Below are 24295 nucleotides of genomic sequence, written 5' to 3' on the forward strand. Positions count from 1 at the left end.
GCCGCGCGGGCTTGAGGGGGCTGCTGCGGGGGGGCCACAGCGCTGTCCACGCGCCCGGGCCGGCGGACGCCCCCGCGGGCGGGGGGGGCGGGGGGGCGGGGGGGGGCGGTTCCCGCCGGGACGGGCGCGGCGGCCGCGTCAGGGTGCGCCGGGGCGGACACCGCCTCGGCGTGGGCGGAGCGCAGCTCCAGCCGGTGCGAGACGACGGCCAGCACCAGGGCGGCGGCGGCCAGGGCGGCGCCGATGGCGTTGGGTGCGGCGTAGCCGAGGCGGGCGGAGATCATCAGGCCGCCGAGCCAGGCGGCGAGGGCGTTGCCCAGGTTGAAGGCGCCGATGTTGGCCGCCGAGGCGAGCGTCGGGGCGCCGTGGGCGTGGTCCAGGACGCGCTTCTGCAGCGGCGGGACGGTGGCGAAGCCGAGCGCACCGATGAGGAAGACGGCCACGACGGCCGCGACCTTGCCGGAGGCCAGGAAGGTGAACAGCAGCAGGACCAGCGCCAGACCGCCCAGGGCGGTGTGGAGCATCGGCATCAGCCTGCGGTCCGCGAACCGGCCGCCGACGAGGTTGCCCACGACCATGCCGACCCCGAGGACCACCATCAGCCAGGTGACGGAGGACTCCGCGAAGCCGCTGACCTCGGTCATCATCGGTGCGATGTAGGTGATCGCGGCGAACACGCCGCCGAAGCCGAGGACCGTCATGGCCATCGCCAGGATGACCTGGCCGTTCTTGAAGGCGGCGACCTCGTGCCGCAGTCGCACCCCCGCCGGCTTGGGGACGTCGGGGACGAGCGTGGCGACGCCCGCGAGGCCCAGGACGCCGAGGGCGGCGACGATCAGGAAGGTCACGCGCCATCCGGCGCTCTGGCCCACGAACGTGCCCACGGGCACGCCGACGACGTTGGCCACGGTCAGGCCGGTGAACATCATGGAGATGGCGCCCGCCTTCTTCTCCGGTGCCACCAGCTCGGCGGCCACGACGGAGCCGATGCCGAAGAACGCGCCGTGGGCCAGCGAGGCCACCACCCGGCCGATCAGCATGACGGCGAAGACCGGGGCGACGGCGGAGATCACGTTGCCGACGATGAACAGGCCCATGAGCAGCATGAGCATGTTCTTGCGGGAGATCTTGGTGCCGAGGACGGTCATGAGCGGCGCACCGATCACGACGCCGAGGGCGTAGCCGGTGACCAGGAATCCGGCCGTCGGCACCGAGACTCCGAGGTCCGCGCCGACCTGGGGCAGCAGTCCCATGATGACGAATTCCGTGGTGCCGATTCCGAAGGCTCCTATGGCCAGGGCCAGAAGTGCGAGCGGCATGACGAGGGTCCTTTGAGGTGCGGAGGGGAAGCCGGAAGGAAGACGCCAGGAAGATGCGCGAGCGCCTTATATGCATCGACAATAATTGCACACGATGACTAATGGCGAACGCGGGTATAGTGAAGTGCGTGATACGGCGGCAGGCTCCCTGCCGGCGCCTCCGCCCGTACGACCCGATTGAGGGAGCTGCCCATGACCGCCACCGACCCGGCGATGACCGCACTGGCGCACAGCTGGTCGGCGCTCTCGCTGCTGCACGGACGCATCGAGGGCAGCGTCGAGCGGGCGTTGCAGGCCGCGCACCGGTTGAGCGCCCGTGAGTACGCGCTGCTGGACGTGTTGAGCCGCCAGCACGACGGCGAGGGCGGCCACCTCCAGATGCGGCAGGTCGCCGATGCCGTGGTGCTCGGCCAGAGCGCCACCACGCGGCTGGTGACCCGGCTGGAGGACCGCGGGCTGCTGTCGCGGTACCTGTGCCCCACCGACCGCCGCGGCATCTACACCGACGTCACCGAATCCGGTCTGCGTCTGCTGGAGGAGGCCCGTCCCACCCACAACACCGCCCTGCGGGAGGCGCTGGACCGGGCGGCCGGTGAGCCCGTGCTCGCGCCGCTGGTGACCGCCGTCGAGGAGCTGCAGGGCGACGTCCGGCCGGTGTGATCCGCCGGGGGCGCTCCGCCTGACGATGTCCGGCGGCCACTCACCCACCGGGGTGGAACGAAAGGGGGCTGGGGCCCGCGCCCCGGCCCCGGTCAGACCCCTGCCAACTCCCGCTCCTGCCCCGCCGCGTCCCGCGCCAGATGGTGCGGCAGCGTCCCGTACCACAGGCAGGCCACCGCGAAGCCGAACAGCAGGCACAGGGCGCCGCCGCAGGCGTCCAGCCAGAAGTGGTTGGCGGTGGAGATGATCACCAGCAGGGTGAAGAAGGGATAGAGCAGCGCCACCGTTTTCACCCACGGCGGGCGGGCCAGCAGCGCCACCGTCAGGCCGCACCACAGCGACCAGCCGATGTGTATCGACGGCATCGCGGCGTACTGGTTCGACATCGACGCGAGGTTCCCGGACGCCATCGAGCCCCAGGTGTTGTGCTGGACGAGAGTGTCGACGAACCCGCCGTCGGACATCAGCCGCGGCGGCGCCAGCGGATAGAAGTAGTAGCCGACGAGCGCGACACCGGTGGTCGCGAAGAGCGCGAGGCGGGCGGCGGCGTACCGGCCGGGGTGCCAGCGGTAGAGCCAGACCAGCACGCCGATCGTCGCCACGAAGTGCAGCGTGGCGTAGTAGTAGTTCATCGGCACGATCAGCCAGGTCACGGCGTTCACCGCGTGGTTGACGGTGTGCTCGACGGCGATGCCGAGGGTGTGTTCCACCCGCCAGATCCCGTCGGCGTTCCGCAGCGCCTGCGCCTCCTGCTCGGGCACCGCGTTGCGGATGACGGAGTACGTCCAGTAGCTGAGGGCGATGAGCAGGATCTCGAACCACAGCCGGGGGGCGCGCGGGACCCGCAGCCGGGTCATCCGGCCCGGGCGGGGAGGGTGTTCCGCGGTCGCGCCAGGAGGCGGCGGGCTGGCCGGTGGGTCGTCGACGGTCCTCACATGCGCTTCACCCATGGGCAGACAGTTTGCCAGAAAGGGGTTACCGGTCTGTCATTCCCTGACGGGGTTGGCGACGTCCTGTGTGCTTCTCGGGGTGGATGTCAGGATCCCGCCCGCCAGGGGTGGAGTGGACGGTACCGGGATCTTTGTCCGCTTCGATGGGGAACGGGACTCCGTGGTGGCGGCGTCCGCGGCGCCGCCGGGCCACGCGTCCGCGTCCGCCCCGGCCTCCGCGCCCGCCGCCCGGGGCGCCGACGCGGTCGAGCCCCGCACCACCAGCTCCGGGTGGAAGACGAACTCGCTGTGCGGCGCGGGCGTCCCGCCGATCTCCTCCAGCAGCGCCCGCACCGCGGCCTGGCCCATCGCCGGGACCGGCTGCCGGATGGTGGTCAGCGGCGGGTCGGTGAACGCGATCAGCGGGGAGTCGTCGAACCCGACGACGGAGACTTCGTGCGGCACGTCGAGGCCCCGCTGCCGGGCCGCGCGGATCGCGCCGAGCGCCATCATGTCGCTGGCGCACACCACCGCCGTCGCCCCGCGGTCCAGCAGTGCACCGGCCGCCGCCTGCCCGCCCTCCAGGGAGTACAGCGAGTGCTCGATGCACCGCTCGGCCGCCGCGGCGTCCAGCCCCAGCTGCTCGTGGACCGCCCGGACGAACCCCTCGATCTTCCGCTGCACCGGCACGAACCGCCGCGGCCCCAGAGCCAGCCCGATACGGCGGTGGCCCAGCGCCACGAGGTGGGTGACCGCCAGGTGCACCGCCGCCCGGTCGTCGGGGGAGACGAACGGCGCCTGCACCCGCGGGGAGAAGCCGTTGATGAGGACGAACGGGACGCCCTGGCCGCGCAGCCGGGCGTAGCGCTGCATATCGGCGGAGGTGTCGGCGTGCAGCCCGGAGACGAAGATGATCCCGGCCACCCCGCGGTCGACCAGCATTTCCGTCAGCTCGTCCTCGGTGGAGCCGCCCGGCGTCTGCGTGGCGAGCACCGGCGTATAGCCCTGACGTGTCAGGGCCTGGCCGATCACCTGGGCGAACGCCGGGAAGATCGGGTTCTCCAGCTCCGGGGTGATCAGCCCGACCAGGCCCGCGCTGCGCTGCCGCAGCCGTACGGGGCGTTCGTAGCCGAGGACGTCGAGGGCGGCCAGCACCGACTGGCGGGTGGTCGCGGAGACGCCCGGTTTACCGTTGAGCACCCGGCTGACGGTGGCCTCGCTGACACCCGCCTGCGCTGCGATATCGGCAAGCCGGGCGGTCATGCCAGGGACTTTACCTTTCGCCCCTCAGATTGCCCACCAGGCACAGCTGTCCCCGGGGAGCACCGCCGCCGCCCCTCGGACGGGCAGCGGCGCACTGGCCAGCAGCAGCCGTCCGGGCGCCTCGAACGCGACGTCGCCGCCAGTGGTGTTGACGGTGCACACCACCCCGGGCCGGGCGAACGCCAGCACCCCCTCGGGCGCCTCGCGCCAGGTCATCCCGCCGTCGCCCAGGCCCGGCAGCGTCCGCCGCAGCGCGAGCGCCGCCCGGTACAGCTCCAGCGTGGAGTCCACGTCACCGGTCTGCGCCACGACCGACAGCCCGCCCCACACGGCAGGTTGCGGCAGCCAGCTCCCGCCGTCGCCGAAGCCGTACGAGGGGCCGTCCGGGGTCCACGGCAGCGGCACCCGGCACCCGTCGCGCAGCCCGTCCTGCCCGGAGGACCCGGCGGCGTCGGCGGCGTCGGCGGCGCCCCGGCGGCGGAGGAACGCCGGGTCCTGACGGGCCTCGTCGGGCAGGTCGGTGACTTCCGGGAGGCCCAACTCCTCGCCCTGGTAGAGGTAGACGGAGCCGGGCAGCGCCAGCATCAGCAGCGTCGCCGCGCGGGCGCGGGCCAGCGAGCCGAGGCGGGTGGCGTGCCGGACCACGTCGTGGTTGGAGAGGACCCAGGTGGTGGGGGCGCCGACGGAGGCGGTGGCGGCCAGCGACGCATCGATGACCTCCCGCAGCGCCGTCTCCCCCCAACTCGCCGTCAGAAACTGGAAGTTGAACGCCTGATGCAGCTCGTCCGGCCGGACGTAGAGCGCCAGCCGTTCCGGGGTGGGCGCCCATGCCTCCGCGACGCCGATGCGGGCGCCGCCGTAGCTCTCCAGCAGGGAGCGCCAGGAGCGGTGGATGGCGTGGACGCCGTCCTGGTCGAAGAAGGGCAGCGACTGGTTGCCGATCAGGGTGGCCTGGCTGCCGCGCCCGATGTCCGGCAGGCCCGGCGCCTTGACCATGCCGTGCGCGACATCGATCCGGAAACCGTCGACGCCGAGGTCGAGCCAGAACCGCAGGATCGCCGCGAACTCCGCGTGCACCTCGGGGTTGTCCCAGTTCAGATCGGGCTGCTCGGGCGCGAAGAGGTGGAGGTACCAGTCGCCGCGGTCGGTACGCGTCCAGGCGGGGCCGCCGAAGACCGACTCCCAGTCGTTGGGCGGCAGTTCGCCGTCGGTGCCGCGGCCGGGCCGGAAGAGGTAGCGCTCCCGGGCCAGCTCCGGGTCCCGGAACCAGGGGTGCCGGTCGGAGGTGTGGTTCGGCACGATGTCGACGATCACCCGCAGCCCGCCGGCGTGGGCCGCGCGGATCAGCGCGTCGGCGTCCTCCAGGCTGCCGAAGAGCGGGTCGACGGCGCGGTAGTCGGTGACGTCGTACCCGCCGTCGGCCTGCGGTGACGCGTAGAACGGTGTGAGCCAGACGGCGTCCACGCCCAGGTCCTTGAGGTACGGCAGCCGCTCGCGCACCCCCCGCAGATCGCCGATGCCGTCGCCGTCGCTGTCCGCGAACGACCGTACGTAGACCTGGTAGATGACGGCGTCGCGCCACCAGCCGGGCCCGGGGGCCGGTCCGGCGGCTTGGCGGGCGGGGCTGGGAGAGGTGAGCTGCTGGGTCATCTGCCGTCCCTTCGTGCGGGGAGGGCGGACGGCGTGCCGCCGGTGCGGCCCGGCGCGGGCCGGAGGCCACCGGGAGGGGCCGTGCGCCGCCAGGAGCGGTGCGCCTGGCACCGGAATCAACGCGCGGGCGGGCGTCGGGTGACGGCCCGTACGCCTTCCCGCCGCAGACCTTTCCAGCAACCTTGCAGAAATATCCCGCAAAGTCTTTCGGTTTTCTTGCGGCGCTGTGACGTTCCACCTCGCCATCTCAGGCGATTCCCCAAGGAGTTCACATGCGGCGTGGCGTACGTGGCATACGTGGCGTCACCGCCACCGCACTGGCGGCGGGCCTGGCCCTGGCGGCGACGGCCCTGGGCGCGGTCCGCGCCGCCCGCGGGCGCGGCCTGGCGGTCCCTGACGCGGTCTCCGTCGTCGGCTTCGACGACTCCCCGCTGATCGCCTTCACGGACCCGCCCCTGACGACGGTCCGCCAACCCGTCCAGTCGATGGCGGCGGCGGTCGACACGCTCATCGAGGAGATCCAGGGGCATCCCGTCCGGCATACGGAGTTCGTGTTCCAGCCGGAGTTGGTGGTGCGGGGGTCTACGGGGGCCGCACCGGGGTGATCGCCTAGCGCTGGGCGCTTGCGTACGCGACGAAGGCGCTCCAGGTGTCGGACGCTACGGCGAGCTGGGGGCCGTTCTTGTCCTTGGAGTCGCGGATGTGGATGGTGGTGGGGCAGGTGGCTACCTCGATGCAGTCATCGCCGGAGCTGCTGCTGTAGCTGCTCTTGAACCAGGAGAGTTCGGTGGTGCTCATAGTGCTCCTCGCATCCGCTGCAACAGGCTCAGAGAGTCATCGAGGGAGAGAGCCTGTGAACGCATCCTGGCATACCGCATCTGGAGCATGCTGACCACTTTGGGGTCCGAGATGAACTGGCCGTATTCCTGACCTTCGCAGTACGCGTACCACTTGCCCCCGGCGGTCTCCGCCAGCCGCATCGGCCCAGCCAGTCCCGCGTGTGACTCACGCACTTGAGGCATGATCTGCACTTCGACATTCCGCTGGGAAGCGATCTCGATAATGTGGTCAATGAGTTCCCGCGTCACGCTTGCGCCACCCAGGCCGCGCAGGAACAGGTGCTCTTCCAGGATGAAGCTGTACGCGGTGTTCGGCCGCTCCGTAAGCAGACGCTGCCGTTCCAACCGCGCTGCCATGTTGTCGGAGATCTGCTGGTCGCTCTGTGGCGGCAGGTGGTTCTGGAACAGCGCTTGGGCGTACGCCTCCGTCTGCAACAGTCCCGGAATCAACCGGCACTCATACGTGTACAGGCTCAGCGCTTTCTCCTCCAGCGCGGCCCACTGACGGAACCATGCCGCCAATCCCGGTTTCCGGGCGAGATGAGGGGCCATCGCCCGTAGTACCCCGTGCGCGTTCAGGACTTCCTCCGCCCGTTCGATGAAATCGGGCGGAGGGAATCGCCTCCCCTGCTCGATCGACGCCACCATCTGGGCCGAAAACCCCACCAGCGGAGCCATCTGCTCCTGCGTCAGCCCGGCCCGTTCCCGAAGAACCTTGACTGCCGCGCCGAACGCCCTGAGGCTGTCCGTGGACTCCGGCTCCCCGCCGCCCGTGTTCCCTGTCATCTCCGGCCACCTCCGGTGTGCTCCGTGCCGCCCCTCCGGCCAACTCGGCCATGCTCACGGTCGGTTACCCGTACTGTCCACTCTCCGCACCCGTACGCTGACGAAGCGTACGGGTGCAGGTGCTGGTCAACACCTCGTTCGGGCCGCCAGCTTGGGCATATGCACGCCTCACCCGCCACCCCCGCGGCCCCCACCCCCGTCACCGCGCGTGTGTTCGCGCAACGCTTGAGCGCCACCCGTCGCGGCGCCCGCCTCGCCCGGCGGCTGGCCACTGCCCAGCTCGACGCCTGGGGCACCCCGTACGGCACCGAACGGTCCGACACCGTCGCCCTGCTCGTCGCCGAACTCGCCGCCAACGCAGTCCTCCACGGCCGCGTCCCGGGGCGTGACTTCGAGCTGCGGCTCACCCTCGTAGGCGGTCTCGCCGGGCGCGACCGGCTACGGATCGAGGTCGCCGACACCCGCACCGAGGCCCGGCCGCCCGGCCCGGACGGGCTCCGTCTGCCCGCACCGGACGCCGAATCGGGCCGCGGCCTCCTCCTCGTCGACGCCCTCGCGGACCGCTGGGAGGTCACCGACCGCCTCGGCGTCGGCAAGATCGTCCGCGCGGAGGTGGGGCTGTGATCTCCTAAGCCCGTCTACGGCCGCAGCAAGCTAGTGGTGGGGCGCCTCTCTCTCGTGGACCCCGAAGCCTCCGGCGACTCCGTGGCGTACCCGCGCCGCCTCGCACGGGAGGTCCTGGCCAGCCGGGTGGCGGCATAGCGTCGTCCGGTCGGCTGCCGGTGCCCCGCGCGGCACGGTCCTGGGCGCCACCCGCCCCGACATGCACCCGCCCGCCGCCCCGGCGATCCTGGGAGAAGCGCATCGCCCGGGCCGGGTGCGTAAGGGGCCCGGCCTCCGCAGCCGACGAGGAGGGCGCATGGCACACCACCATCACAAGCCGAACAAGGCGGTTGCGGGGGACCCGGACGACGGCCACGGGCGCGGGATGCCCCGGCGGCCCGACGGGCGCGAGGCCGAGCGGCGCACCGAGGAGGACCGCCGTGAGGTGGGGCTGCCCGACGGCGCCGGGAAGGATGACGCCACCTGGTACGCGGAGGCGCGGGCCGAGGTGGAGCGGGAGGCAAACCAGGGCACCATGCCCCGCAGCGTCGCCCCACGGAAGAAGCGGAACCCGTTCCCGCCCTCCGACTACGGAAAGTGAGCGCGGGGCCGCTCGCGGGGGCGGCGGGCGGAAGGCCACCTCACCGAGCAGCCACGGGTACGGGCAGGTCAGACGTACGGAGCAGGAATGAGCCAGGAACCCGAACCGATCAGCGCCGCCGAGCGCCGTGCGCTGGAGCGGGACCGCGACGCGCTGCGCGCCGCCCGCGCGGCCGACGCCCCGGAGCCGCAGGACTCCGGCCAGGCGGGCGACCGCGGCGACGCCGCCGACGCGTCGGAACGCGTCGACGAGGCCACCCGCATCGGGGTCCGCATGGCCGAGATCACCCTGCGCCTGCACGAGGGTGAGCGCGCGGGCGTACCGCCCGTCGACGCGGTCGGCGTGGGCAGCACCGTCACCGTGCGCTTCCCGGACGGGGACCGGGCCACGCTCCACCTCGCGCGGCTGGCGTCGGAGCGCGACCCGACGCTCGTCACCGTCGACAGCCCCCTCGGCCACGCGCTCCTCGGCCACGAAGCGGGCGACCGCGTCGAATACGCCACCCCCGACGGACGGGAGGTCATCCACCTGCTGTCCGTCGGCGAACCCGGCCCGGCGAACGGACGCTACGGAACATGAACCGGTGATGTCGGCTCATGCCTGTCGGGACCTCCGACCACCTCTGCTGCCCAGCAGGGTGAGGGGGAGCAGATGGCCAGTAGCCTTCGGCTATGAGTGAGCATCTGCCCCTCGACGTGGAGGGCCACGGCCCGGCCAGGGGAACCACTGGGTATGCGGAGTCGGCGGCAGCCTCTCTCCGCCCGCTTCCCGGAGGTCACAGCCCGACCGCGTCGGCGAGCAGATCCACCTGTTCCTGGCCGCCGCCGTGCGGGAAGAGGATGAGTTCGTCGCAGCCCGCCTCGGCGTAGGCGGCCACCTCGCGGGCCACGTCTTCGGGCGTGGCCAGACCGGCTTCGATGGACTTCTGGGTGTAGGTGCCAGAGGTGTAGTAGTTCGCCAGGCTGGTGTGCAGGCGTTGCTCCGCGTCCGGGCCCAGCGCGAAGTGCGCGGTCGCCACCAGGCGAGGCTCGCCCGCCTTGCCGGCCTCCTGCCATGCCTGTCGGACCCCCGGGAGGAGCGCGCGGAAGTTCTCGACACCTTGGGCGCCGGCGACCCAGCCACGCCCGTAGGCGACCATCCGCCGTAGGGCGGTCTCGGTGAACCCGCCCAGCAGCAGCGGGGGGCCGCCGGGCGTGGCCGGGCGCGGTCCGATGTCGTCGTGGTTCTGCCACTGCCCGGTGGCCTGTTCGAGCAGCGCGTCGAACAGCTTGCCGCGGCACCGGAATTCGAGCCCGCTCGCCCCGTAGTCGTCCTCCCGGGCGCCGGGTGCCAGGCCCAGCACGAGCCGGCCGCCGGACAGTCGGTCGAGCGTGGCGGCGGACTTCGCGAACAGCGCGTGGTTGGCGCGCAGCGGGGCCAGCAGGATGCTGGTGGTCAGCCGGATACGGGAGGTGGCTCCGGCGGCGACAGCCAGTGCGGTCAGCGGCTCGTACTGGTCGTAGACCAAGCGGTCGGTGGAGCCGACCGAGGAGAAGCCACGCGATTCGGCGCGCCTGGCCCAGTCGACGATCGACAGGTCCGGATCAGGGCGCAGAACCGGCAGTCCGATTCCGATTTCCATGGTGTCGTGCTCCTCCCAGGCCGGGACAGGACGATCTGACCTCGTTGCGGGCCGGCCGGACAGCCGGCCCGACGGTTCCACCCGGTAACGCTTGCAGTCGGCCGCTTCACGCTACCGGGCAGGGGCACGACTGCAGGTGCAGGTGTCACGCGTCCCGCGCGTCGCCTCCGCCACCCTGTGGAATCGATCACGGCCCCTGCCCACGCAACACCGGGCCCTTTACCCTCCTTTGCACGGGCCGGACGGCGCGGCCGGGTTGCCTGCCTGGTCGGCTCCCCGCCCCGACCGATGTCTGTCCCGCGTGAGGAGAATCGCCTGTGACCATCGCCCACACCGGACGCGAGAGCCACCGTCGGAGCCACCGCGAGAGCTACTACGAGCGCACGGACGAGCGCCACTACAAGCCGACGCCCCACGCGCAGGGCGCCTGGAGCCCCGACGAACAGCACTTCGGGCCGGTCGCCGGGCTCCTCGCGCACGTCCTCGACCGCCACGTCGCCGAGCGCCCCGGCCCCGGTCTGGCCCTGGCCCGGATCAGCTACGACATCCTCGGGCGCATCGCCTTCGAGGAGTGCGAGGTCACCGTGGAGACGATCCGGCCGGGCCGGACCATCGAACTCCTCGAAGCCGTCCTGCGGATCGGCGGCCGTCCGGTCGTCCGCGCCCGCGCCTGGCTCCTCGCCTCGCTCGACACCACGGCCGTCGCGGACGGCCCCTTCGAGCGCATCCCGCACCCCGACACCCTCGCGCCGTGGACCATGGACGACACCTGGGGCGGCGGCTACATCGCCTCCCTCGACGCCCGCCGGGTCCCATCGCACCGCAAGGGCCGCACGACGGCGTGGATCTCGTCCACCGTCGACCTGGTCGCCGACGAGCCCCGCAGCGAACTCGCCTCCTACCTCACCCTCGTCGACACCGCCAACGGCATCGCCGTGCAGCAGGACCCCACCGCGTGGATGTTCCCCAACGTCGACCTCACCATCCACCTGCACCGCACACCCCGGGGCCCCTGGACCGGCCTGGACACCAGCGTCACCTTCGGCCCCTCCGGCCAGGGCGTCACCAGCAGCGTCCTCCACGACGTCCACGGCCCCGTCGGCCACGCGGAACAGATCCTCACCGTCCGCCCGATACCCGGCACCTGAGCCGCCGGCCTGATACCCGGTACCTGAGCCGTCGGCCTGATACCCGGTACCTGAGCCGCCGGCCCGATACCCGGTACCCGAGCCGTCGGCCTGATACCCGGCGCCTGAGCCGTCGGCCCGATGCCGGGCGCCTCGCGCTGTAGCTCCGTCGCGTTGTGCGGCGCGGGTCAGCTCGCCTGTGGGGCGCGGAAGATCCGGTTCCGCTGGTGCCGGAGTACCGCGGTGGCCGACTCCGAGGTGCGCCGTCCGGTCGCTCCTCGCCCCCCCGTCCTGCGGCGCGCCCCGGTCGTCGTGCCGCACACCCTGGCGGCCTGGGGTGACGGTCCTCGGGCGGTAACCGGGCCGGGGCGCACGCCCCGCTCACAGGTCCAGCGTCAAAGAAGCCCCCCGCGCCCGCGACACGCAGATCAGTAGGGAGTCGTCGCGTTCGGCGTCGGTCAGCAGCGCGTCGCGGTGGTCGACCTCGCCCGCCAGCACCCGCTGTTGGCACGTCCCGCAGAAGCCCTGCTCGCAGGAGTACGGCAGATCCGGCAGCGCCTGCTCGCGGAGGGCGCGCAGCACGCTGGTGCCGGGCTCCACCGTCACCGTGCGGCCGGTGCGGCGCAGCTCCACCACGAACGGGGCGTCCCCGGCGGCCCCTTCGGGCGGGGCTGCGGGCGCGAACCGTTCGGTGTGCAGCGTCAGCCCCTCCGGGCCCTCGGGCAGCAGCGTCGCCACCGCGTCCATCAGCGGATCCGGGCCGCAGCAGTACACCGCGGCGTGCGGCGGCGCCCCGGCCAGCGCGGCCGCCAGGTCCGGCCGCCCGTCGGTGTCCTCGGCCACCACCGTCATCCGGTCGCCGCCCGCCAGCTTCTCCAGCTCCGCCAGGAACGGCATCGACGCCCGCGACCGCCCCGCGTACACCATCCGCCACGGCACGCCCTCGGCCTCCGCCTGCCGCACCATCGGCAGCAGCGGCGTGACGCCGATACCGCCCGCGACGAAGAGGTACGCAGGGCAGTCGGCGAGCGGGAAGCGGTTGCGCGGCCCGCGGGCCTCCACCTCCGCGCCCTCGTGCAGCGCCTCGTGCACCTCCCGCGAACCGCCCCGGCCGTCCGCGATCAGCCGCGTCGCGACGGTGTACGACCCCGCGTCCGCCGGGTCCCCGCACAGCGAGTACTGCCGTACGGTGCCCGACGGCAGGACGAGGTCGAGGTGGGCGCCCGGCTCCCAGGACGGCAGCCGCTCGCCGGTCAGCCGCAGCGCCACCACGCCCTCGGCCGCCTCGGTGCGCTCCGCGACACGCAGCCGCAGCGCACCGGCGCCCCGGCCGCCGCCCCGGCCCGAGACCGGCTCCTCCAGTGCGGGCAGCGGCCACAGCGGCGACCGCCTGATCCGGCGGCGCAGCGCACCGCGCGCCAGCAGCACCGCGGCGGCGCCGCCCACCACCAGCACGGTCCGTACGGCACGGGGACGGGGAACGACGGGCATCTCAGGCGCCTCCAGGGGATCCGGCCGCGGCGGCGACCGCGGCGGGGGACCGGGCCAGATAGGCCGCGGCCTGTGCGGTGCTGCCGTAATGCGAGGGGTGGTACGACGGGCTCAGGTACTGCGGGATGGACCGCAGCATCGCGGCGGGCTCCGGCAGCACGCCGTCCCGGCCGCCACGCCAGAAGTCCCGCGCGGACGTCTTGCCGTCGCGCAGACTCGGGTCGTTCTCCATGAAGAAGCGGATACCGCGCTGCCACAGGAACACCAGCGTGCTGAACGCCAGCGCCCACGTGCGGGCCCGGCGCCGGTAGCCGCCGTCGACGTGCAGGAACAGTTCGTAGGCGACCGACCGGTGCTCGACCTCCTCCGCGCCGTGCCAGCGCAGCAGATCCAGCATCACCGGGTCGGCGCCCTTCGCGTCCAGCTCCTGGGCGTTGAGCACCCAGTCGCCGAGGAACGCGGTGTAGTGCTCGATCGCCGCGATCAGCGCGATCCGCTCCCGCAGCCACCACGCACGGGGCCGCCCCGGCGGCAGCGTCCGGTCGCCGAGCAGCTTCTCGAAGAACCAGTCGACCTGTGCGGTGTACGGCTCCGGGTCCAGGCCCTGCGCCCGCAGATGCGGCAGCACCCCGTCGTGTGCCTGCGAGTGCATCGCCTCCTGCCCGATGAAGCCGAGGACGTCCTCGCGCAGCCGGGCGTCCCGGATCAGCGGCAGCGCCTGCTTGTAGACGTGCACGAACCAGCGTTCACCGGCGGGCAGCAGCAGATGCAGCACATTGATGGTGTGGGTGGTGGACGGGTCCCCGGGGACCCAGTGGAGAGGGGTGCCGGCCCAGTCGAACGCGACGTTGCGGGCCTTCAGCGGCACATGCTCCTGTGCGGCCGGTCCGGGCCGCGGCGACGCCTTGTTAGACATAGCGTCAATTTACTGGGGGGTAAGGCGCTGGCAATACCCCTCGGACAGGGAAAATCCCGGGAGCCCGGCGCCGTCCGCCGTCTCCCGGGATCCGTCCGCCCTACGAGGCCGCCCGCCGCCCCGTACGGGACCGCCGTCAGCCCGTCCGTACCGCCGGGCCTCAGCCCAGCCCGTCGATCCGGCCACCACCCGACAGACGGCCCGTCAGCTGCGCATGGCTGCCCGCCGGGACCCGCAGCGACAGCAACCGCCCCGCCGCCCCGCCCCGTACGCCACCGGTCGCCGCGATCGACGTCACCTCCCGGCTACCGGCCGCCAGCAGCCACCACGCCCCGTCCCCGGACTTCCACAACACCCCGGCCAGCACCCGCGGCGCCCGCGGCCCGCACGCCCTACCGCCCGCGGCCGCCGCCGTCACCGCACCCGTCGCATACGGCTGCCCGCTCGGCGCCGGAGCCTGGAACACCGACAGCGTGCGGCTGCCCGGACCCCGCCAGGTCTCCGCCCGGGCACACAGCCACGACGCGGTGCCCGCCCCGCCCGGCAGCGCCTGCCGCGCGAACGGCCACGCGTTCACCGACTGCACGCCCAGCCCCCGCAACGCCGGAAGTTGACACGCCGTCCGTGCCCACGCCGCCTGCCCCTCCGGACCGTCCACCGCATCCGGCGCCAGCGGCGTCCCGTACGTCAGCCGCACCGGGGTCGTCTCCCCCAGGTCGGTCAGCAGCGCACCGTCCGTCCGCAGCGCGGGCCAGGAATCGCATCCGCCGGACGGGCCCGGCGACGGCGCCGGGGCGGTCACCCCCTGCGCGTCGACGGCCAGCCGCTCCCCGGGCGCGCCCGGCTTCAGCAGATCCACCAGCCGCACCGACGACGCCCAAGGAGCCGTCAGATAGCGGACGTTGCGGGCCGTGCGGCCCACCACCAGCACGGCGGCCGACGCGCCCTGCGCCCCGTCCGTCCGCGCGAAGTCCAGCGCCGCGCCCGCGTCCGTCGAGCCGTCCGCCGCCTCCGCGTACCGCACCAGCCGCTGCCCGTCGTGCAGCAGCACCACCGCCGCGTGATCCACCGTCCCCGCGAACAGCAACTGCGGCGGCCCGGCCGCCGGACCCGCCGCCGTACCCGGCGTCGCCGCCACCTTCACCCGCGGCCCCGGCCGCGCCCACACCGCCAGCGCCCGCCGCAGCAACGCCGTGTCGCCGACCCGGTTGCCCCGCGCCGGCCAAGCCGCGAAGTCCTCCCGCGCCGCCGACTTCCACGCCGTCGGCGAGGACACCGTCAGCCGCGCCGGATCCATCGCCGCCCGCGCCGCCGCGTTCTCCGCGTACGGCGGCGCCGCCGCACCCTGCGGCCCCCAGCCCTGCCCCGGCAGCCCCAGCAGCGCCCCGCACACCACCACCGCGACCCCCGCCGCCAGCAGCGCCCGGCCGTGCTGCCGCCGCCGGATCAGATCCGTCGGCCGGGCCTGGAGCGCACACGCGTCGAACTCCGGCGACTCCAGCAGGGACCGGCCGCGCACCGTGCCCGGCGCCGTCACTTCGTCCGCCTCCACCGCCGCGACCTCCGGATCGCGCACCCCGGCGGCCTCCAGCGTCCGGTGGACCTCCGCCGGCGTCATCCGCTCCAGGGCGCGCAGCACATACGCCGCACGCCCCGCCGCCGACAGTTCCGCCAACTCCCGGTCCAGGGCCGACTCCGCCGCCCCGCCGGACCGCGGCGCCAGCCGCACCCCCCACACCTGCGGCAACGGCCCGGGCCGCCGCCACCGGCCGCCCGCCACCGCCAGCGCCTGCCGCAACACCTGGACCCGCAGCCCCGCGTACCCGGGACCGTCCGCCTCCAGGTGGCCGCGCGGGCCGGGCAGCGGCAGGGGCGGCGTACCGGTGCGGCGGCGCGGCAGGGCACGCTGCGTGACGGCGTGCGCGGCGCGCACCCGGCGGTCCCGGTCACCGCCGTGCGGCAGCACCAGATACGCCAGCCGCACCAGCCGCGAATAGTGCGCGACCAGCGCCGCCTCGGCCTCCTCGACGTTCACCGCGTCGAGGCCGTCCGGGGCCCTTCCGGGGGCGTGGGCGGCGACGCGGCCCTCGGGGGCGCTGTCCTGACGGGAGGGTGTCGGCTGCTGTTTCACGCTCGGTGAACGAGCGAAAACGAGGCCGGTCACCCGCCGCCACGAAGGCCGGTACGGGTGACCGGAAGGGGGCCGGGCCCGGCCGCGGACGGCCACCCGGCACCGGGCACGGGCCCGGGGTGCTTCAGATCTCCAGGTCGAACTCGCCGTCCCGGGCGCCCAGCACGAACGCGTCCCACTCCGCCTTGGTGTAGCGCAGCACCACATCCGGCTCGGTGGAGTTACGCATCGCGACCGCGCCGCGCTCCAGGAACGCGATCTCCACCGCCTCCTCGGCGTCGCCCGGCGCGCGCTGCCAGGTGGCGTCCGAGATGTCGAGGCCGTACAGCCACGCCTTCTCGGCTTCCTTCGCCGCCGCCTTCCCGGCCGCTTCCCGATCCGCTGCTTCCTGCTCCGCTGCGGCGCTCATGCCGATGTCCCCTCGCTCACGTGGTCCTTCCGGCTCAGCGTACGCGGTGGCCGGCCGGTCACCGGACGCTCCAGCGGCGGAACTCGGCCGTCCCGCGCGTACCCGAACCGGAGTTGGCCGCACACTGGTGCACCCCGGTGTCCTGCGCCCCGGCCGCCCCCGGCACCTGCACCGTCCCGACCTCCCGCCACGTCGCGCCGCCGTCCACCGAACAGGAACCGGTGTACGTACCGCCGCCCGCCCCGTCCGCGCCCCGCACCAGCCGCAGCGACACCGGCGCGGTCACCCCCGCCAGCCGCTCGTAGGTGTCGAGGGTGCCGTCGCCCGTCGTGTCGTAGGACAGCACCACGCCGTTGGCCGGGGTGACGGAGAGGTTGAGGAAACCGCGGGCCCCGGGCGAACCGGGCTCCGCGGCCAGCCGGTTGCGGACGATCAGGCCCGCGCGGGCCCACGGTGCCGTCGCGTCCTGCCGCACCACCTCGGCCTGCGCCGACCCGCCCGGAGCGAGCGCCCCCGGCCGGTACACCGCGCCGAACTCCGCGGTGGCCCGCCATAGATCGCTGCCGCCGCCGTCGACGGCGAACCGCTCCGCCACCTGACCGAAAACCGCCCCATTGGTGGTGACCGTCGCCACCCCTGCCTCCAGCGGCCCCGCCACCCACAACGTGCCCTCGCGCACCGCCCGTACCCGCTCCTCGCCGCGTGGTCCGTACGTGGCGCTCAGCGTGTACGGCAGCGCCCGCAGCGGCTCCTTCGGCGGGCCCGCGGGCGCCGTGACCTGCCAGCGCGCCCGGCCGGTGGCGCCCGGCCCGACGGACGGCAGCGACAGCGGGCCGTCCGGCGCCGCCTCCGGGCCGCTCAGCGCGAAGTCCACCCGGCCGGTGGCGCGCAGCCCGCTGACGTTGCGCAGCGCCGCCGTGACCCGCGCCCGCCCGCCCGGCGGCAGCGCCGCGGGCTCCGCCGTGACCGTCAGCGTCCCCTGGTACGGCGCCGCCGCCAGCACCTCACGAACCCGCCGCGCGGTGCGGTACGCATCGCCGACCGGCCGCTCCGGATGGAGCTCCCGCCGCCGCGTCCACTCCTCCTCCCCCGCGTACCAGTCGAACGTCTTCGGCTCCCGCCCGGCCGCCAGCGCATCCGCCAACTCGTCCAGATACGCCTGCCACTGCGGCAGGTACACCTCGCCGATCAGCCCGTGCCAGTCGCGGTTGGCGTAGCGCGCCAGCTTCCCGCCGTCCGCCGTCGGCCGGTCCGCCCACGTGGTGATCAGCGCCCGGGCCGACCGCTCCAGCCGCGCCTCCAGGGCCGCGTCCCCGGCGGCCGCGGCCCGCGCCTGCGCCAGCCACGGCCCCAGCAGAAAACGCCGGTGCGCCCCGGTGACCTCCTCGCTCAGCCGCATCAGCCGCAGCCACAGGTCCGACAGCGCCCGGAACGCTGCCCCGTCGCCCCGCTCGTACGCCTCCTGGAGCTGCCCGATCAGCTGCCAGGAACGGTTGGCGAGCGCCTGCCGGGCCAGATCGGTCAGATCGTGGCGGTAGGTGTCGGCGCCGCGCAGCGCGGGCCGTACGCCCAACAGCGCGGCGAACGCGGTGTCGACCGCCGCCGGATCGCACGCCGGGGTGTGCGTGGCGTGCGCCGTGCCCGACCGCGCGGCCAGGCTCGGCCGGGCCGCGAACACCGCGTCGTGCGGCCGCCCGTCCGCGCTGGAGATCTCGTACGCGCTGGTGCGCAGCGCGGCGAACGCGGCCCGCGCGGCGGCGTCCCGGCCCCCGTACCGGGCATCCGCGTAACCGTCGAACCACGCCGCGCGGTCCACCGGCCGCTCGCTCCACGCCAGCTCCGCGAAGAGCGCGAACGCCGCCGGATCGCGCTCCGCCGCCTCCGGCATGTACGCCGTCCCGGCCAGCGCGCTGCCCGGCTTGTCCCGCCAGGCCGTGAACCGCTCCGTCCACCGGTGCGTCTTCGCGCCGATCGTGGTGCGCCCGCCGAAGTTCGGGATCGTCCCGAACGCGTACGGCACCCCGCCCCAGTCCCGCTCCCGGTCGGTGACGGTGTCCAGATCGCTCAGGCCGTCCACGATCAGCATCCGGTCCCGGTCGACGCCGTCCAGCAGCTCGGGCCGCGGATTCTCCTGCCAGCCGAGGATCACCCACGTCGCCCCGGGGTGCGCGGTGCGCAGCGCCCGCTCCACCGCCCGCGCCGCGTCCGCCACCGGTACGTCGCCCGGGTCGCCGCCCTCGTGCAGCAGATCCATCTTGAAGTTCCCGGCCGGTCCCAGCAGTTCCCGCTGGTGACGGTAGAACGCGGCGGCGACGCCGGCGAACACGCCGGTCCGCGGGTCCAGCCAGTCCGGGCGCCGCAGCCCCGCCCAGACGCCCTGCGGCACGGTGACGGCCCCCGGGTTCCGCTCCGCGAAGTCCACCGGCACGGTGCCGAAGTAGCCCGGCAGCACCGGCCGCATCCCCAGGGCGCGCAGCCGGTCGGCGATCCGCCGCCCCAGCCGCGCCCGCCGCGCCAGGAGCGCCGGGTCGATCGGCCCGCCGTAGTCGCTCATGTTCTGCAGCAGCCACCACGGTTGGTGGGTGGGCTCCGGAATCCAGGCGCGGGCCTCGGCATCGGTGTACCCGAACCCGGTCAGCAGCCGGTGGTAGACCGCCTCCGAACCGGGCGTGACCAGCACCTCGTTCACCCCGTGCAGCGCCAGCAGATCGATCAGCCGTTCCCAGCGCGGCCAGTCGGCGTACGGGGCGGTGTAGCCGTCGTGGGTGTCGTTGAGCGCGAAGCGGTGCGGCAGCGCGCAGGACCGCTCGGCGGACGCGCCCGGGGCGGGCAGCCGGTCCGGCAGCGCCAGCTGGTCGCCGCCCCAGGACAGCTGGGCCCCGCAGGTGTGGCGCAGATAGTGGTGCACCCCGGTCAGCAGCGTCGCCGGGGAGGTCCCCGCGACCTCGATCCGCCCGGCCCGCCCGCCGACCCGGAAACGGTCCCCGGTCCGGTCGCCGGGGGCCAGCTGGACGAGCCGGAACTGCTCCGCGTGGTGCGGCAGCAGACGGCGCAGCGCGTCGTGCGCCGGTCCGGTGCCGAACGGGACGCCGCCGTCCGCCGCGGCCGGGGCGGGGGCGGGGGCGGGGACGGCGGCGCCCCCGCCGAGCGCGGCCCGGACGCCGAGCGCGGCGGCGGAGCCCAACAGAGTGCGACGGGCCGGACGGGTCATGGCTGCCTCCACTGCTCGGTGGTCGTACGGCGACACAACGGGGACGTGCGGAAGCGCGGCGCGGGCGGCACACCCGCACCGGCACGCTAACGGCCACGGGGTGCCGCTCCAAGGAGGCGAGAGGGAAGGGTTCTTCGGGACCCGCCCGTCCCGGCCACGCCCGCACCGCGCCTCCTCCGGTGACTGTTCGGCGGCCCCTCACCCGTTCGCCCCCCCCACTTCACGCGCCCGGGCGGGCCACACGGGGACAGTCGGGACGGCGGGGCACACCGCCACCCTGCACACCGAGCTGGCGGCCCCGGCCCAAGGCGCCGTGCTCGCCGCACCGCACAACACACCGGCGTGCCACGGCAGGTGACCGTCCCGACAGGCGAACGGCCGGGCGCGCACCGTGGTGCCGCGCCCGGCCGGAGCCGTGCGGATCAGGCGCTGGGCACGTACTTGTACCCGACGCGCCGCACCGTGACGATCGACGCCCGGTGGTCGGAGCCGAGCTTCCGCCGCAGCCGGGCGATGTGGACGTCGACGGTCCGGCCGTCACCGACGTGCCCGTAGCCCCACACCGTCGTCACCAGCTGATCGCGGGTGTGCACCCGGTGCGGATGCGCGACCAGGTGCGCCAGCAGCTCGAATTCGAGATACGTCAGATCCAGCGGATGGCCCAGCACCCGCGCCGTGCGCTGCTCAGGGTCGATCCGTACGACCTCGTCGCCGGTCACCGCGCCCGGACCGGACGCGGCCTCCGCGGCGGGCGCGCCGGGCGGCCCGGAGGCGGCCGGCGCGGCGTCCGGACGGCGGCCCGCCGCCGCGGCCTGCTCGGCCGGTACGAGCACCAGATAGCCGACCATCGGCGGGCGGCCCGGCAGCACCGGCAGGCTGCCCTGCGGGGCGGGCAGCCACGTCGCGCCCGCGGTCAGCAGCTCGGCGACCGGCGGCACCTCATCGGGTGCCACGGCACGCAGCCGCTGACGGCCGATATGCGGGGAAGGGGCGGAGGAAACGGGGGCCGTCGCGGACGGGGCAGGCAGAGGGCGGATGTTCGTCATGGGATTCAGCTCTTTCGCGCAGAGAAGCGTCAGGGGACGTCGTGCGCGCGGGCAGGGCCGACGACACCGGTCAACGGCGTCGGACTGAGGAGTGCGGGCCCGCGCTCAGTGCGCGTGGCAACACAGACGATCGAAGGCGTGCGCCTGGCGGGACGGCCAGAAGGGCTCAAGGTCGCTGCGACCTGTCGCGCTGTCATTGAGGCTGGCCATGACGCACATTCAACCAGACGGCTGTTGATATGTCCTTCACACGGACCGCGGTGTGAGACGGGCGCCCGGATCCTGGGCACCGTGCCCCGTCGTACGCCCCACCCGTACCCACCACGGCGCCAGTTCGGCCCCGCCCGCACGGCGCCGTACGGGTGCGGGCGGGGCGTACGGGGCGACCGCGGGGGAGCGCGGGGGCGTACGCGAGCCCCCGGGCGGACGAGGCGCTCCGTCCGCCCGGACCGGCGCGGTGGCGCCCGGGGCCGGGCCCGGTCCGCCGGTCGCCGCCCGGATGCGCGCGACCCCGGGTGATTCCGGCGCCCGTACGGGGTTTCGGCACCCAGGGGAGCGGGCCCCGGCGGGGCAGACTGGGCCCATGACGACCCCGCGCATCGGACTTCTCGGCACCGGCTTCTGGGCGCAGCGCGTCCACGCACCCGCCCTGGCCGCCCACCCCGGAGTGGAGCTGACCGGCGTCTGGGGGCGCCGCCCGGAGGCGGCCGAGGAGCTGGCCCACGCCCACGGCGCCCGCGCCCACACCTCCCCGGACGAGCTGTTCGCCGCCTGCGACGCCGTCGCCCTGGCGCTGCCCCCGGCCGTCCAGGCGCCCCTGGCGACCCGCGCCGCCGAGGCCGGGTGCCACCTCCTCCTCGACAAACCCGTCGCCCTCGACCCGGGCGAGGCCCGGGTGCTGGACGAGGCCGCCTCCGGCGCGGGCGTCGCCTCCGTCGTCTTCTTCACGGCACGCTTCGGCACCCACGAGGCGGAGTGGATCGCCGGGCGGGCGGAGGAGGGCGGCTGGTTCACCGCGCACGCCGACTGGCTCGGCTCGGTCTTCGCCGAGGGCAGCGACAGCCCGTACGCCGCCTCCGTCTGGCGCCGCGAGAAGGGCGCCCTGTGGGACGTCGGCCCGCACGTGCTCTCCGTCCTGCTGCCGGTCCTCGGCGACGCGGTGGACGTCGCCGCCCGGCGCGGACCGGCCGACACGGTGCTGCTGACGCTGCGCCACCGGGGCGGCGCGGCCAGCTCCGCCACGCTGAGCCTGACCGCGCCCGCCGCCGCGGCGGGTGTTGCCGTCACCCTGCGCGGCGCCGCCGGGGTCAGCGTCCTGCCGCGCCGTCAGGACGGCCCGCTGCCCGCCTACCACCGCGCCGTCGACGCACTCCTCCTCGCCGTCCGCACCGGCCGCCCGCACCCCTGCGATCTCCGCTTCGGCCGCCGCGTCACCGAGATCCTGGCGGCGGCGGAGCAGGCACTCGACTGACGGGGCGCCGCCTGGGATGGCGCATTCCCGCAGGTGCGGGCGGTCTTTGGCCCTAGCGTCGGCGTACCGGACCGGCGGACCCGTCCGTTCCGGCGGCGGCCGCCCGTCCGCCGCACCTCCACCGCGTGAAGGAGCCCACCCGTGAACGCCCCCGATGCCCCCTATACGGACGTCCTGCTCGCCGCCCTGCGCCGCGATCCCGCCCGTACGGCCCTGATCGCCGCCGACGGTACGGAGATCACCGCGGGCGGACTGGCCGCCACCGCGCACCGGATGGCCGCCGTGCTGGCCGGCCGCGGCGTCGGCCGCGGCACCACCGTCGCCCTGCTCAGCGGCAACGACCCCGCCGTGCTCGCCGCCCGCTACGCCGCCAACCACCTTGGCGCGCGCGTGGTGTTGCTCTACGACGGGCTCGCCCCCGCGACCCTCGCCACCCTCGTCGACGGCGTGGACGCCGCACTGCTGCTCGTCGAACCGGAACTGGCCGCCACCGCCCGCGCCCTCCTCGGCCACCTGCGCGGCCCCCGGCCCGCCGCCCTCACGCTCGGCCCGGACGCGTACGAGCAGCCCCTGGGCGACGACCTCCTGGCCGCCTGCGCCGCGCTCCCGGAGACTCCGGAGGTGCCGGGGGCGGCGCTCCCCGGGGACGACTGGTGCATCCGGCACACCGGGGGAACGACCGGCGTCCCCAAGGGAGTCCGGATGACGCACGCGCCCTACGCGCGCATGCTGACCCGCCCGATGGCCGCCGCCGGAGACCCGCCCCGCTTCCTGGCCGCCACCTCCCTCGCCCATCTCGCGGGCATCTTCACCGATGCGGCGCTGGCGGCCGGCGGCACCGCTGTCCTGCGGCGCGGCTTCGAGGCGGGCGAGGTGCTCGCCGCCGTCGCCCGCCACCGCATCACCCACCTGTGGACGCTCCCGCCGCTCCTCTACCGCCTCCTCGACCACCCCGACCTGCCCACCACCGACCTCTCCTCCCTCACCCGTGTCACCTACGGCGGCAGCCCCGCGTCCCCGTCCCGGATGCGGCGGGCCGCCGAGGCGCTGGGACCCGTGCTGTACGGGGAGTACGGCCAGTCCGAGGCGCTGTCGATCGCCGAGGCGGTCCCGGCCGACCTCGACGTCGTCGGGCCCGGCGGCCGGCTCACCGTCGGCCGGGCCCTGCCGGGCGTCGAGATCGCCGTACGCGACGGGGACGGCCGCACCCTGGGGCCGGGGGAGGCGGGCGAGATCCACGTACGGTCGGCGGGCGTGATGACCGGCTACTGGAAGCAGCCGGAGCGCTCCGCCGAGGTCCTGGTCGGCGACGGCTGGCTGCGCACCGGCGACATCGGCCTCCTGGACGAGGAGGGGCGGCTGTACCTCCTCGACCGCGCCAAGGACGTGATCATCGTCGTCGGCGGCCACGTCCACCCGTTGGAGATCGAGGATCTGCTGCACACCCATCCGGACGTCGCGCAGTGCGCCGTCTACGGGGTGTCCACCGACGACGGTGAGGAGGTGCACGCCGCGGTGGTCGCGGCGCCGGGCCGCACCGTCGACCCGGAGCAGCTGCGCGCGTTGGTGGTTCACGACAAAGGCGCCATGTACGCGCCGGTGGCGTTCCGGATCTGCGACGCGCTGCCGCTGACGCCCGTCGGCAAGCCCGACAAGGTCCGGCTGCGGGCGGTGGAAGGCCCGGCCGCGACGGCCGCCGCCGCACCCTGACCGGACCCGGTCAAGCACCGTCATATCGCCGCTGGTCAGGGGCTTTTGTCAGTGGTCGGCCGTAGAATGGGAACCAGTAAGCGAGGGTTCACCCAGCACTCGGAGGTTGCCCGATGACCCCTGCCACTCTGACGATGAAACCTCTCCCGGCCCACCCGCTGCCCAAGAAGCCGCTGCCCGCCGGCTGGCCCCGCGAGCGGTATGAATCCCACAACCGCCGCCTCAAGGCCATGCGCCTGGCGATAGCCCTGCTCGACACCGGCGTCTACCGCCCCGACCAGGCCCCCAACAGCCGCATACGCGCGATGGCCCAGTCCATCGGCGTCCACCACCCGTCCGACACCACCTGCCGCCTGGTGCGCGCCCTGCTCTACGACAACTGCTGACACGGGGCACGTACGGGACAGGGGAACGGGCCCTCGCGGGCGTCGTGGGGGGGCCCCCCCCGGGCCCCGCCATACCCGCCGCGGCCCCCCCCCGGCGCCCGACCCCACAGAAAGCCCCGCGGAGCG

The 24295-nt window shown here is 74.4% G+C and carries 21 protein-coding genes and 1 pseudogene; 9 read left to right on the forward strand and 13 right to left on the reverse strand.

The features are described from left to right. Window positions 1-1319: MFS transporter (locus ACFWWQ_RS04850; protein WP_384590120.1), on the reverse strand; the 1319-nt coding region annotated here is incomplete at its 3' end. 192 nt (window positions 1320-1511) lie between these two features. Between ACFWWQ_RS04850 and ACFWWQ_RS04855 the strand changes: the two genes are divergently transcribed. Further along, window positions 1512-1979: a MarR family winged helix-turn-helix transcriptional regulator gene (locus ACFWWQ_RS04855; RefSeq protein ID WP_384590123.1), complete on the forward strand. Its 468-nt coding sequence runs from the start codon at window positions 1512-1514 to the stop codon at window positions 1977-1979. A 92-nt stretch (window positions 1980-2071) separates the two neighbouring features. Here ACFWWQ_RS04855 and ACFWWQ_RS04860 read toward each other — a convergent pair whose 3' ends face one another. The 3 genes from ACFWWQ_RS04860 to ACFWWQ_RS04870 are packed head-to-tail and all read right to left on the reverse strand — an operon-like array spanning window position 2072 to window position 5821. Continuing rightward, window positions 2072-2929 (reverse strand): phosphatase PAP2 family protein, encoded by an 858-nt coding sequence (locus tag ACFWWQ_RS04860; RefSeq protein ID WP_384590126.1) that lies wholly within the window; start codon window positions 2927-2929, stop codon window positions 2072-2074. Window positions 2930-2965: 36 nt separating this feature from the next. Next, the gene (locus ACFWWQ_RS04865) at window positions 2966-4171 is read right to left on the reverse strand and encodes a LacI family DNA-binding transcriptional regulator (RefSeq protein WP_384590129.1); all 1206 of its coding nucleotides are present in this window, start codon (window positions 4169-4171) and stop codon (window positions 2966-2968) included. Window positions 4172-4195: 24 nt separating this feature from the next. Then, complete coding sequence (locus ACFWWQ_RS04870; protein ID WP_384590132.1) at window positions 4196-5821, reverse strand: glycoside hydrolase family 13 protein; 1626 nt, start codon at window positions 5819-5821, stop codon at window positions 4196-4198. A gap of 296 nt (window positions 5822-6117) precedes the next feature. Between ACFWWQ_RS04870 and ACFWWQ_RS04875 the strand changes: the two are divergent. After that, window positions 6118-6426, forward strand: a pseudogene (locus tag ACFWWQ_RS04875) (substrate-binding domain-containing protein); the annotation flags it as partial. Between the two features lie 4 nt (window positions 6427-6430). Here the strand turns inward: ACFWWQ_RS04875 and ACFWWQ_RS04880 are convergent. Then, window positions 6431-6619: a DUF397 domain-containing protein gene (locus tag ACFWWQ_RS04880; protein WP_384590135.1), complete on the reverse strand. Its 189-nt coding sequence runs from the start codon at window positions 6617-6619 to the stop codon at window positions 6431-6433. Then, complete coding sequence (locus ACFWWQ_RS04885) at window positions 6616-7446, reverse strand: helix-turn-helix domain-containing protein (protein WP_384590138.1); 831 nt, start codon at window positions 7444-7446, stop codon at window positions 6616-6618. The genes ACFWWQ_RS04880 and ACFWWQ_RS04885 overlap by 4 nt, the downstream gene beginning before the upstream one ends. 159 nt (window positions 7447-7605) lie before the next feature. On the opposite strand from ACFWWQ_RS04885, the gene ACFWWQ_RS04890 reads away from it, so the two are divergent. From ACFWWQ_RS04890 to ACFWWQ_RS04900, 3 genes are all read left to right on the forward strand, one after another. Further along, window positions 7606-8070, forward strand: a complete 465-nt coding sequence (locus tag ACFWWQ_RS04890; RefSeq protein WP_384590141.1) for an ATP-binding protein — start codon at window positions 7606-7608, stop codon at window positions 8068-8070. A gap of 295 nt (window positions 8071-8365) precedes the next feature. Then, on the forward strand, window positions 8366-8650 hold the full coding sequence (locus tag ACFWWQ_RS04895; protein ID WP_384590144.1) for a hypothetical protein: 285 nt from the start codon (window positions 8366-8368) through the stop codon (window positions 8648-8650). 87 nt (window positions 8651-8737) lie between these two features. After that, complete coding sequence (locus ACFWWQ_RS04900) at window positions 8738-9229, forward strand: GreA/GreB family elongation factor (RefSeq protein ID WP_384590147.1); 492 nt, start codon at window positions 8738-8740, stop codon at window positions 9227-9229. A 196-nt stretch (window positions 9230-9425) separates the two neighbouring features. Here the strand turns inward: ACFWWQ_RS04900 and ACFWWQ_RS04905 are convergent, their stop codons facing one another. Further along, entirely contained in the window at window positions 9426-10271 is an 846-nt protein-coding gene (locus ACFWWQ_RS04905; RefSeq protein WP_384590150.1) for an LLM class flavin-dependent oxidoreductase, read from the reverse strand. A gap of 317 nt (window positions 10272-10588) precedes the next feature. Here ACFWWQ_RS04905 and ACFWWQ_RS04910 point away from each other — a divergent pair, with 317 nt between their 5' ends. After that, window positions 10589-11419 (forward strand): thioesterase family protein, encoded by an 831-nt coding sequence (locus ACFWWQ_RS04910; protein ID WP_384590153.1) that lies wholly within the window; start codon window positions 10589-10591, stop codon window positions 11417-11419. A 360-nt stretch (window positions 11420-11779) separates the two neighbouring features. Here the strand turns inward: ACFWWQ_RS04910 and ACFWWQ_RS04915 are convergent, their stop codons facing one another. The 6 genes from ACFWWQ_RS04915 to ACFWWQ_RS04940 form a co-directional block, all read right to left on the reverse strand. Continuing rightward, the gene (locus ACFWWQ_RS04915; RefSeq protein ID WP_384590156.1) at window positions 11780-12889 is read right to left on the reverse strand and encodes a PDR/VanB family oxidoreductase; all 1110 of its coding nucleotides are present in this window, start codon (window positions 12887-12889) and stop codon (window positions 11780-11782) included. 1 nt (window position 12890) lies between these two features. Continuing rightward, on the reverse strand, window positions 12891-13805 hold the full coding sequence (locus ACFWWQ_RS04920; protein ID WP_384590159.1) for a metal-dependent hydrolase: 915 nt from the start codon (window positions 13803-13805) through the stop codon (window positions 12891-12893). A gap of 160 nt (window positions 13806-13965) precedes the next feature. After that, window positions 13966-15936, reverse strand: coding sequence for a hypothetical protein (locus ACFWWQ_RS04925; protein WP_384590162.1), 1971 nt, complete (start codon window positions 15934-15936; stop codon window positions 13966-13968). Between the two features lie 124 nt (window positions 15937-16060). After that, window positions 16061-16345: a DUF397 domain-containing protein gene (locus ACFWWQ_RS04930; RefSeq protein ID WP_384590165.1), complete on the reverse strand. Its 285-nt coding sequence runs from the start codon at window positions 16343-16345 to the stop codon at window positions 16061-16063. A 58-nt stretch (window positions 16346-16403) separates the two neighbouring features. Further along, a complete protein-coding gene (locus ACFWWQ_RS04935; RefSeq protein WP_384590168.1) occupies window positions 16404-19556 on the reverse strand; it encodes an alpha-N-acetylglucosaminidase TIM-barrel domain-containing protein in 3153 nt (1050 codons plus the stop codon). A 422-nt stretch (window positions 19557-19978) separates the two neighbouring features. Then, the gene (locus ACFWWQ_RS04940) at window positions 19979-20602 is read right to left on the reverse strand and encodes a winged helix-turn-helix domain-containing protein (RefSeq protein ID WP_384590171.1); all 624 of its coding nucleotides are present in this window, start codon (window positions 20600-20602) and stop codon (window positions 19979-19981) included. Between the two features lie 583 nt (window positions 20603-21185). Between ACFWWQ_RS04940 and ACFWWQ_RS04945 the strand changes: the two genes are divergently transcribed. The 3 genes from ACFWWQ_RS04945 (at window position 21186) to ACFWWQ_RS04955 (ending at window position 24169) form a co-directional block, all read left to right on the forward strand. Further along, window positions 21186-22073, forward strand: coding sequence for a Gfo/Idh/MocA family protein (locus ACFWWQ_RS04945; RefSeq protein ID WP_384590174.1), 888 nt, complete (start codon window positions 21186-21188; stop codon window positions 22071-22073). A gap of 141 nt (window positions 22074-22214) precedes the next feature. Beyond that, complete coding sequence (locus ACFWWQ_RS04950) at window positions 22215-23783, forward strand: AMP-binding protein (RefSeq protein ID WP_384590177.1); 1569 nt, start codon at window positions 22215-22217, stop codon at window positions 23781-23783. 113 nt (window positions 23784-23896) lie between these two features. Beyond that, a complete protein-coding gene (locus ACFWWQ_RS04955; protein WP_384590179.1) occupies window positions 23897-24169 on the forward strand; it encodes a hypothetical protein in 273 nt (90 codons plus the stop codon). The last annotated feature ends 126 nt before the right edge of the window (window positions 24170-24295 follow it).

This window comes from Streptomyces sp. NPDC059080 (assembly GCF_042739975.1).
GTDB classification, from domain to species: Bacteria; Actinomycetota; Actinomycetes; order Streptomycetales; family Streptomycetaceae; genus Streptomyces; species Streptomyces benahoarensis.

Excerpts from the sequence above, each read along its gene's own strand:
- ACFWWQ_RS04855 (WP_384590123.1), top strand. The coding sequence starts at position 1,512 with ATGACCGCCACCGACCCGGCGATGACCGCACTGGCGCACAGCTGGTCG.
- ACFWWQ_RS04860 (WP_384590126.1), bottom strand. The coding sequence starts at position 2,929 with ATGGGTGAAGCGCATGTGAGGACCGTCGACGACCCACCGGCCAGCCCG.
- ACFWWQ_RS04865 (WP_384590129.1), bottom strand. The coding sequence starts at position 4,171 with ATGACCGCCCGGCTTGCCGATATCGCAGCGCAGGCGGGTGTCAGCGAG.
- ACFWWQ_RS04870 (WP_384590132.1), bottom strand. The coding sequence starts at position 5,821 with ATGACCCAGCAGCTCACCTCTCCCAGCCCCGCCCGCCAAGCCGCCGGA.
- ACFWWQ_RS04880 (WP_384590135.1), bottom strand. The coding sequence starts at position 6,619 with ATGAGCACCACCGAACTCTCCTGGTTCAAGAGCAGCTACAGCAGCAGC.
- ACFWWQ_RS04885 (WP_384590138.1), bottom strand. The coding sequence starts at position 7,446 with ATGACAGGGAACACGGGCGGCGGGGAGCCGGAGTCCACGGACAGCCTC.
- ACFWWQ_RS04890 (WP_384590141.1), top strand. The coding sequence starts at position 7,606 with ATGCACGCCTCACCCGCCACCCCCGCGGCCCCCACCCCCGTCACCGCG.
- ACFWWQ_RS04895 (WP_384590144.1), top strand. The coding sequence starts at position 8,366 with ATGGCACACCACCATCACAAGCCGAACAAGGCGGTTGCGGGGGACCCG.
- ACFWWQ_RS04900 (WP_384590147.1), top strand. The coding sequence starts at position 8,738 with ATGAGCCAGGAACCCGAACCGATCAGCGCCGCCGAGCGCCGTGCGCTG.
- ACFWWQ_RS04905 (WP_384590150.1), bottom strand. The coding sequence starts at position 10,271 with ATGGAAATCGGAATCGGACTGCCGGTTCTGCGCCCTGATCCGGACCTG.
- ACFWWQ_RS04915 (WP_384590156.1), bottom strand. The coding sequence starts at position 12,889 with ATGCCCGTCGTTCCCCGTCCCCGTGCCGTACGGACCGTGCTGGTGGTG.
- ACFWWQ_RS04920 (WP_384590159.1), bottom strand. The coding sequence starts at position 13,805 with ATGTCTAACAAGGCGTCGCCGCGGCCCGGACCGGCCGCACAGGAGCAT.
- ACFWWQ_RS04930 (WP_384590165.1), bottom strand. The coding sequence starts at position 16,345 with ATGAGCGCCGCAGCGGAGCAGGAAGCAGCGGATCGGGAAGCGGCCGGG.
- ACFWWQ_RS04935 (WP_384590168.1), bottom strand. The coding sequence starts at position 19,556 with ATGACCCGTCCGGCCCGTCGCACTCTGTTGGGCTCCGCCGCCGCGCTC.
- ACFWWQ_RS04940 (WP_384590171.1), bottom strand. The coding sequence starts at position 20,602 with ATGACGAACATCCGCCCTCTGCCTGCCCCGTCCGCGACGGCCCCCGTT.
- ACFWWQ_RS04945 (WP_384590174.1), top strand. The coding sequence starts at position 21,186 with ATGACGACCCCGCGCATCGGACTTCTCGGCACCGGCTTCTGGGCGCAG.
- ACFWWQ_RS04955 (WP_384590179.1), top strand. The coding sequence starts at position 23,897 with ATGACCCCTGCCACTCTGACGATGAAACCTCTCCCGGCCCACCCGCTG.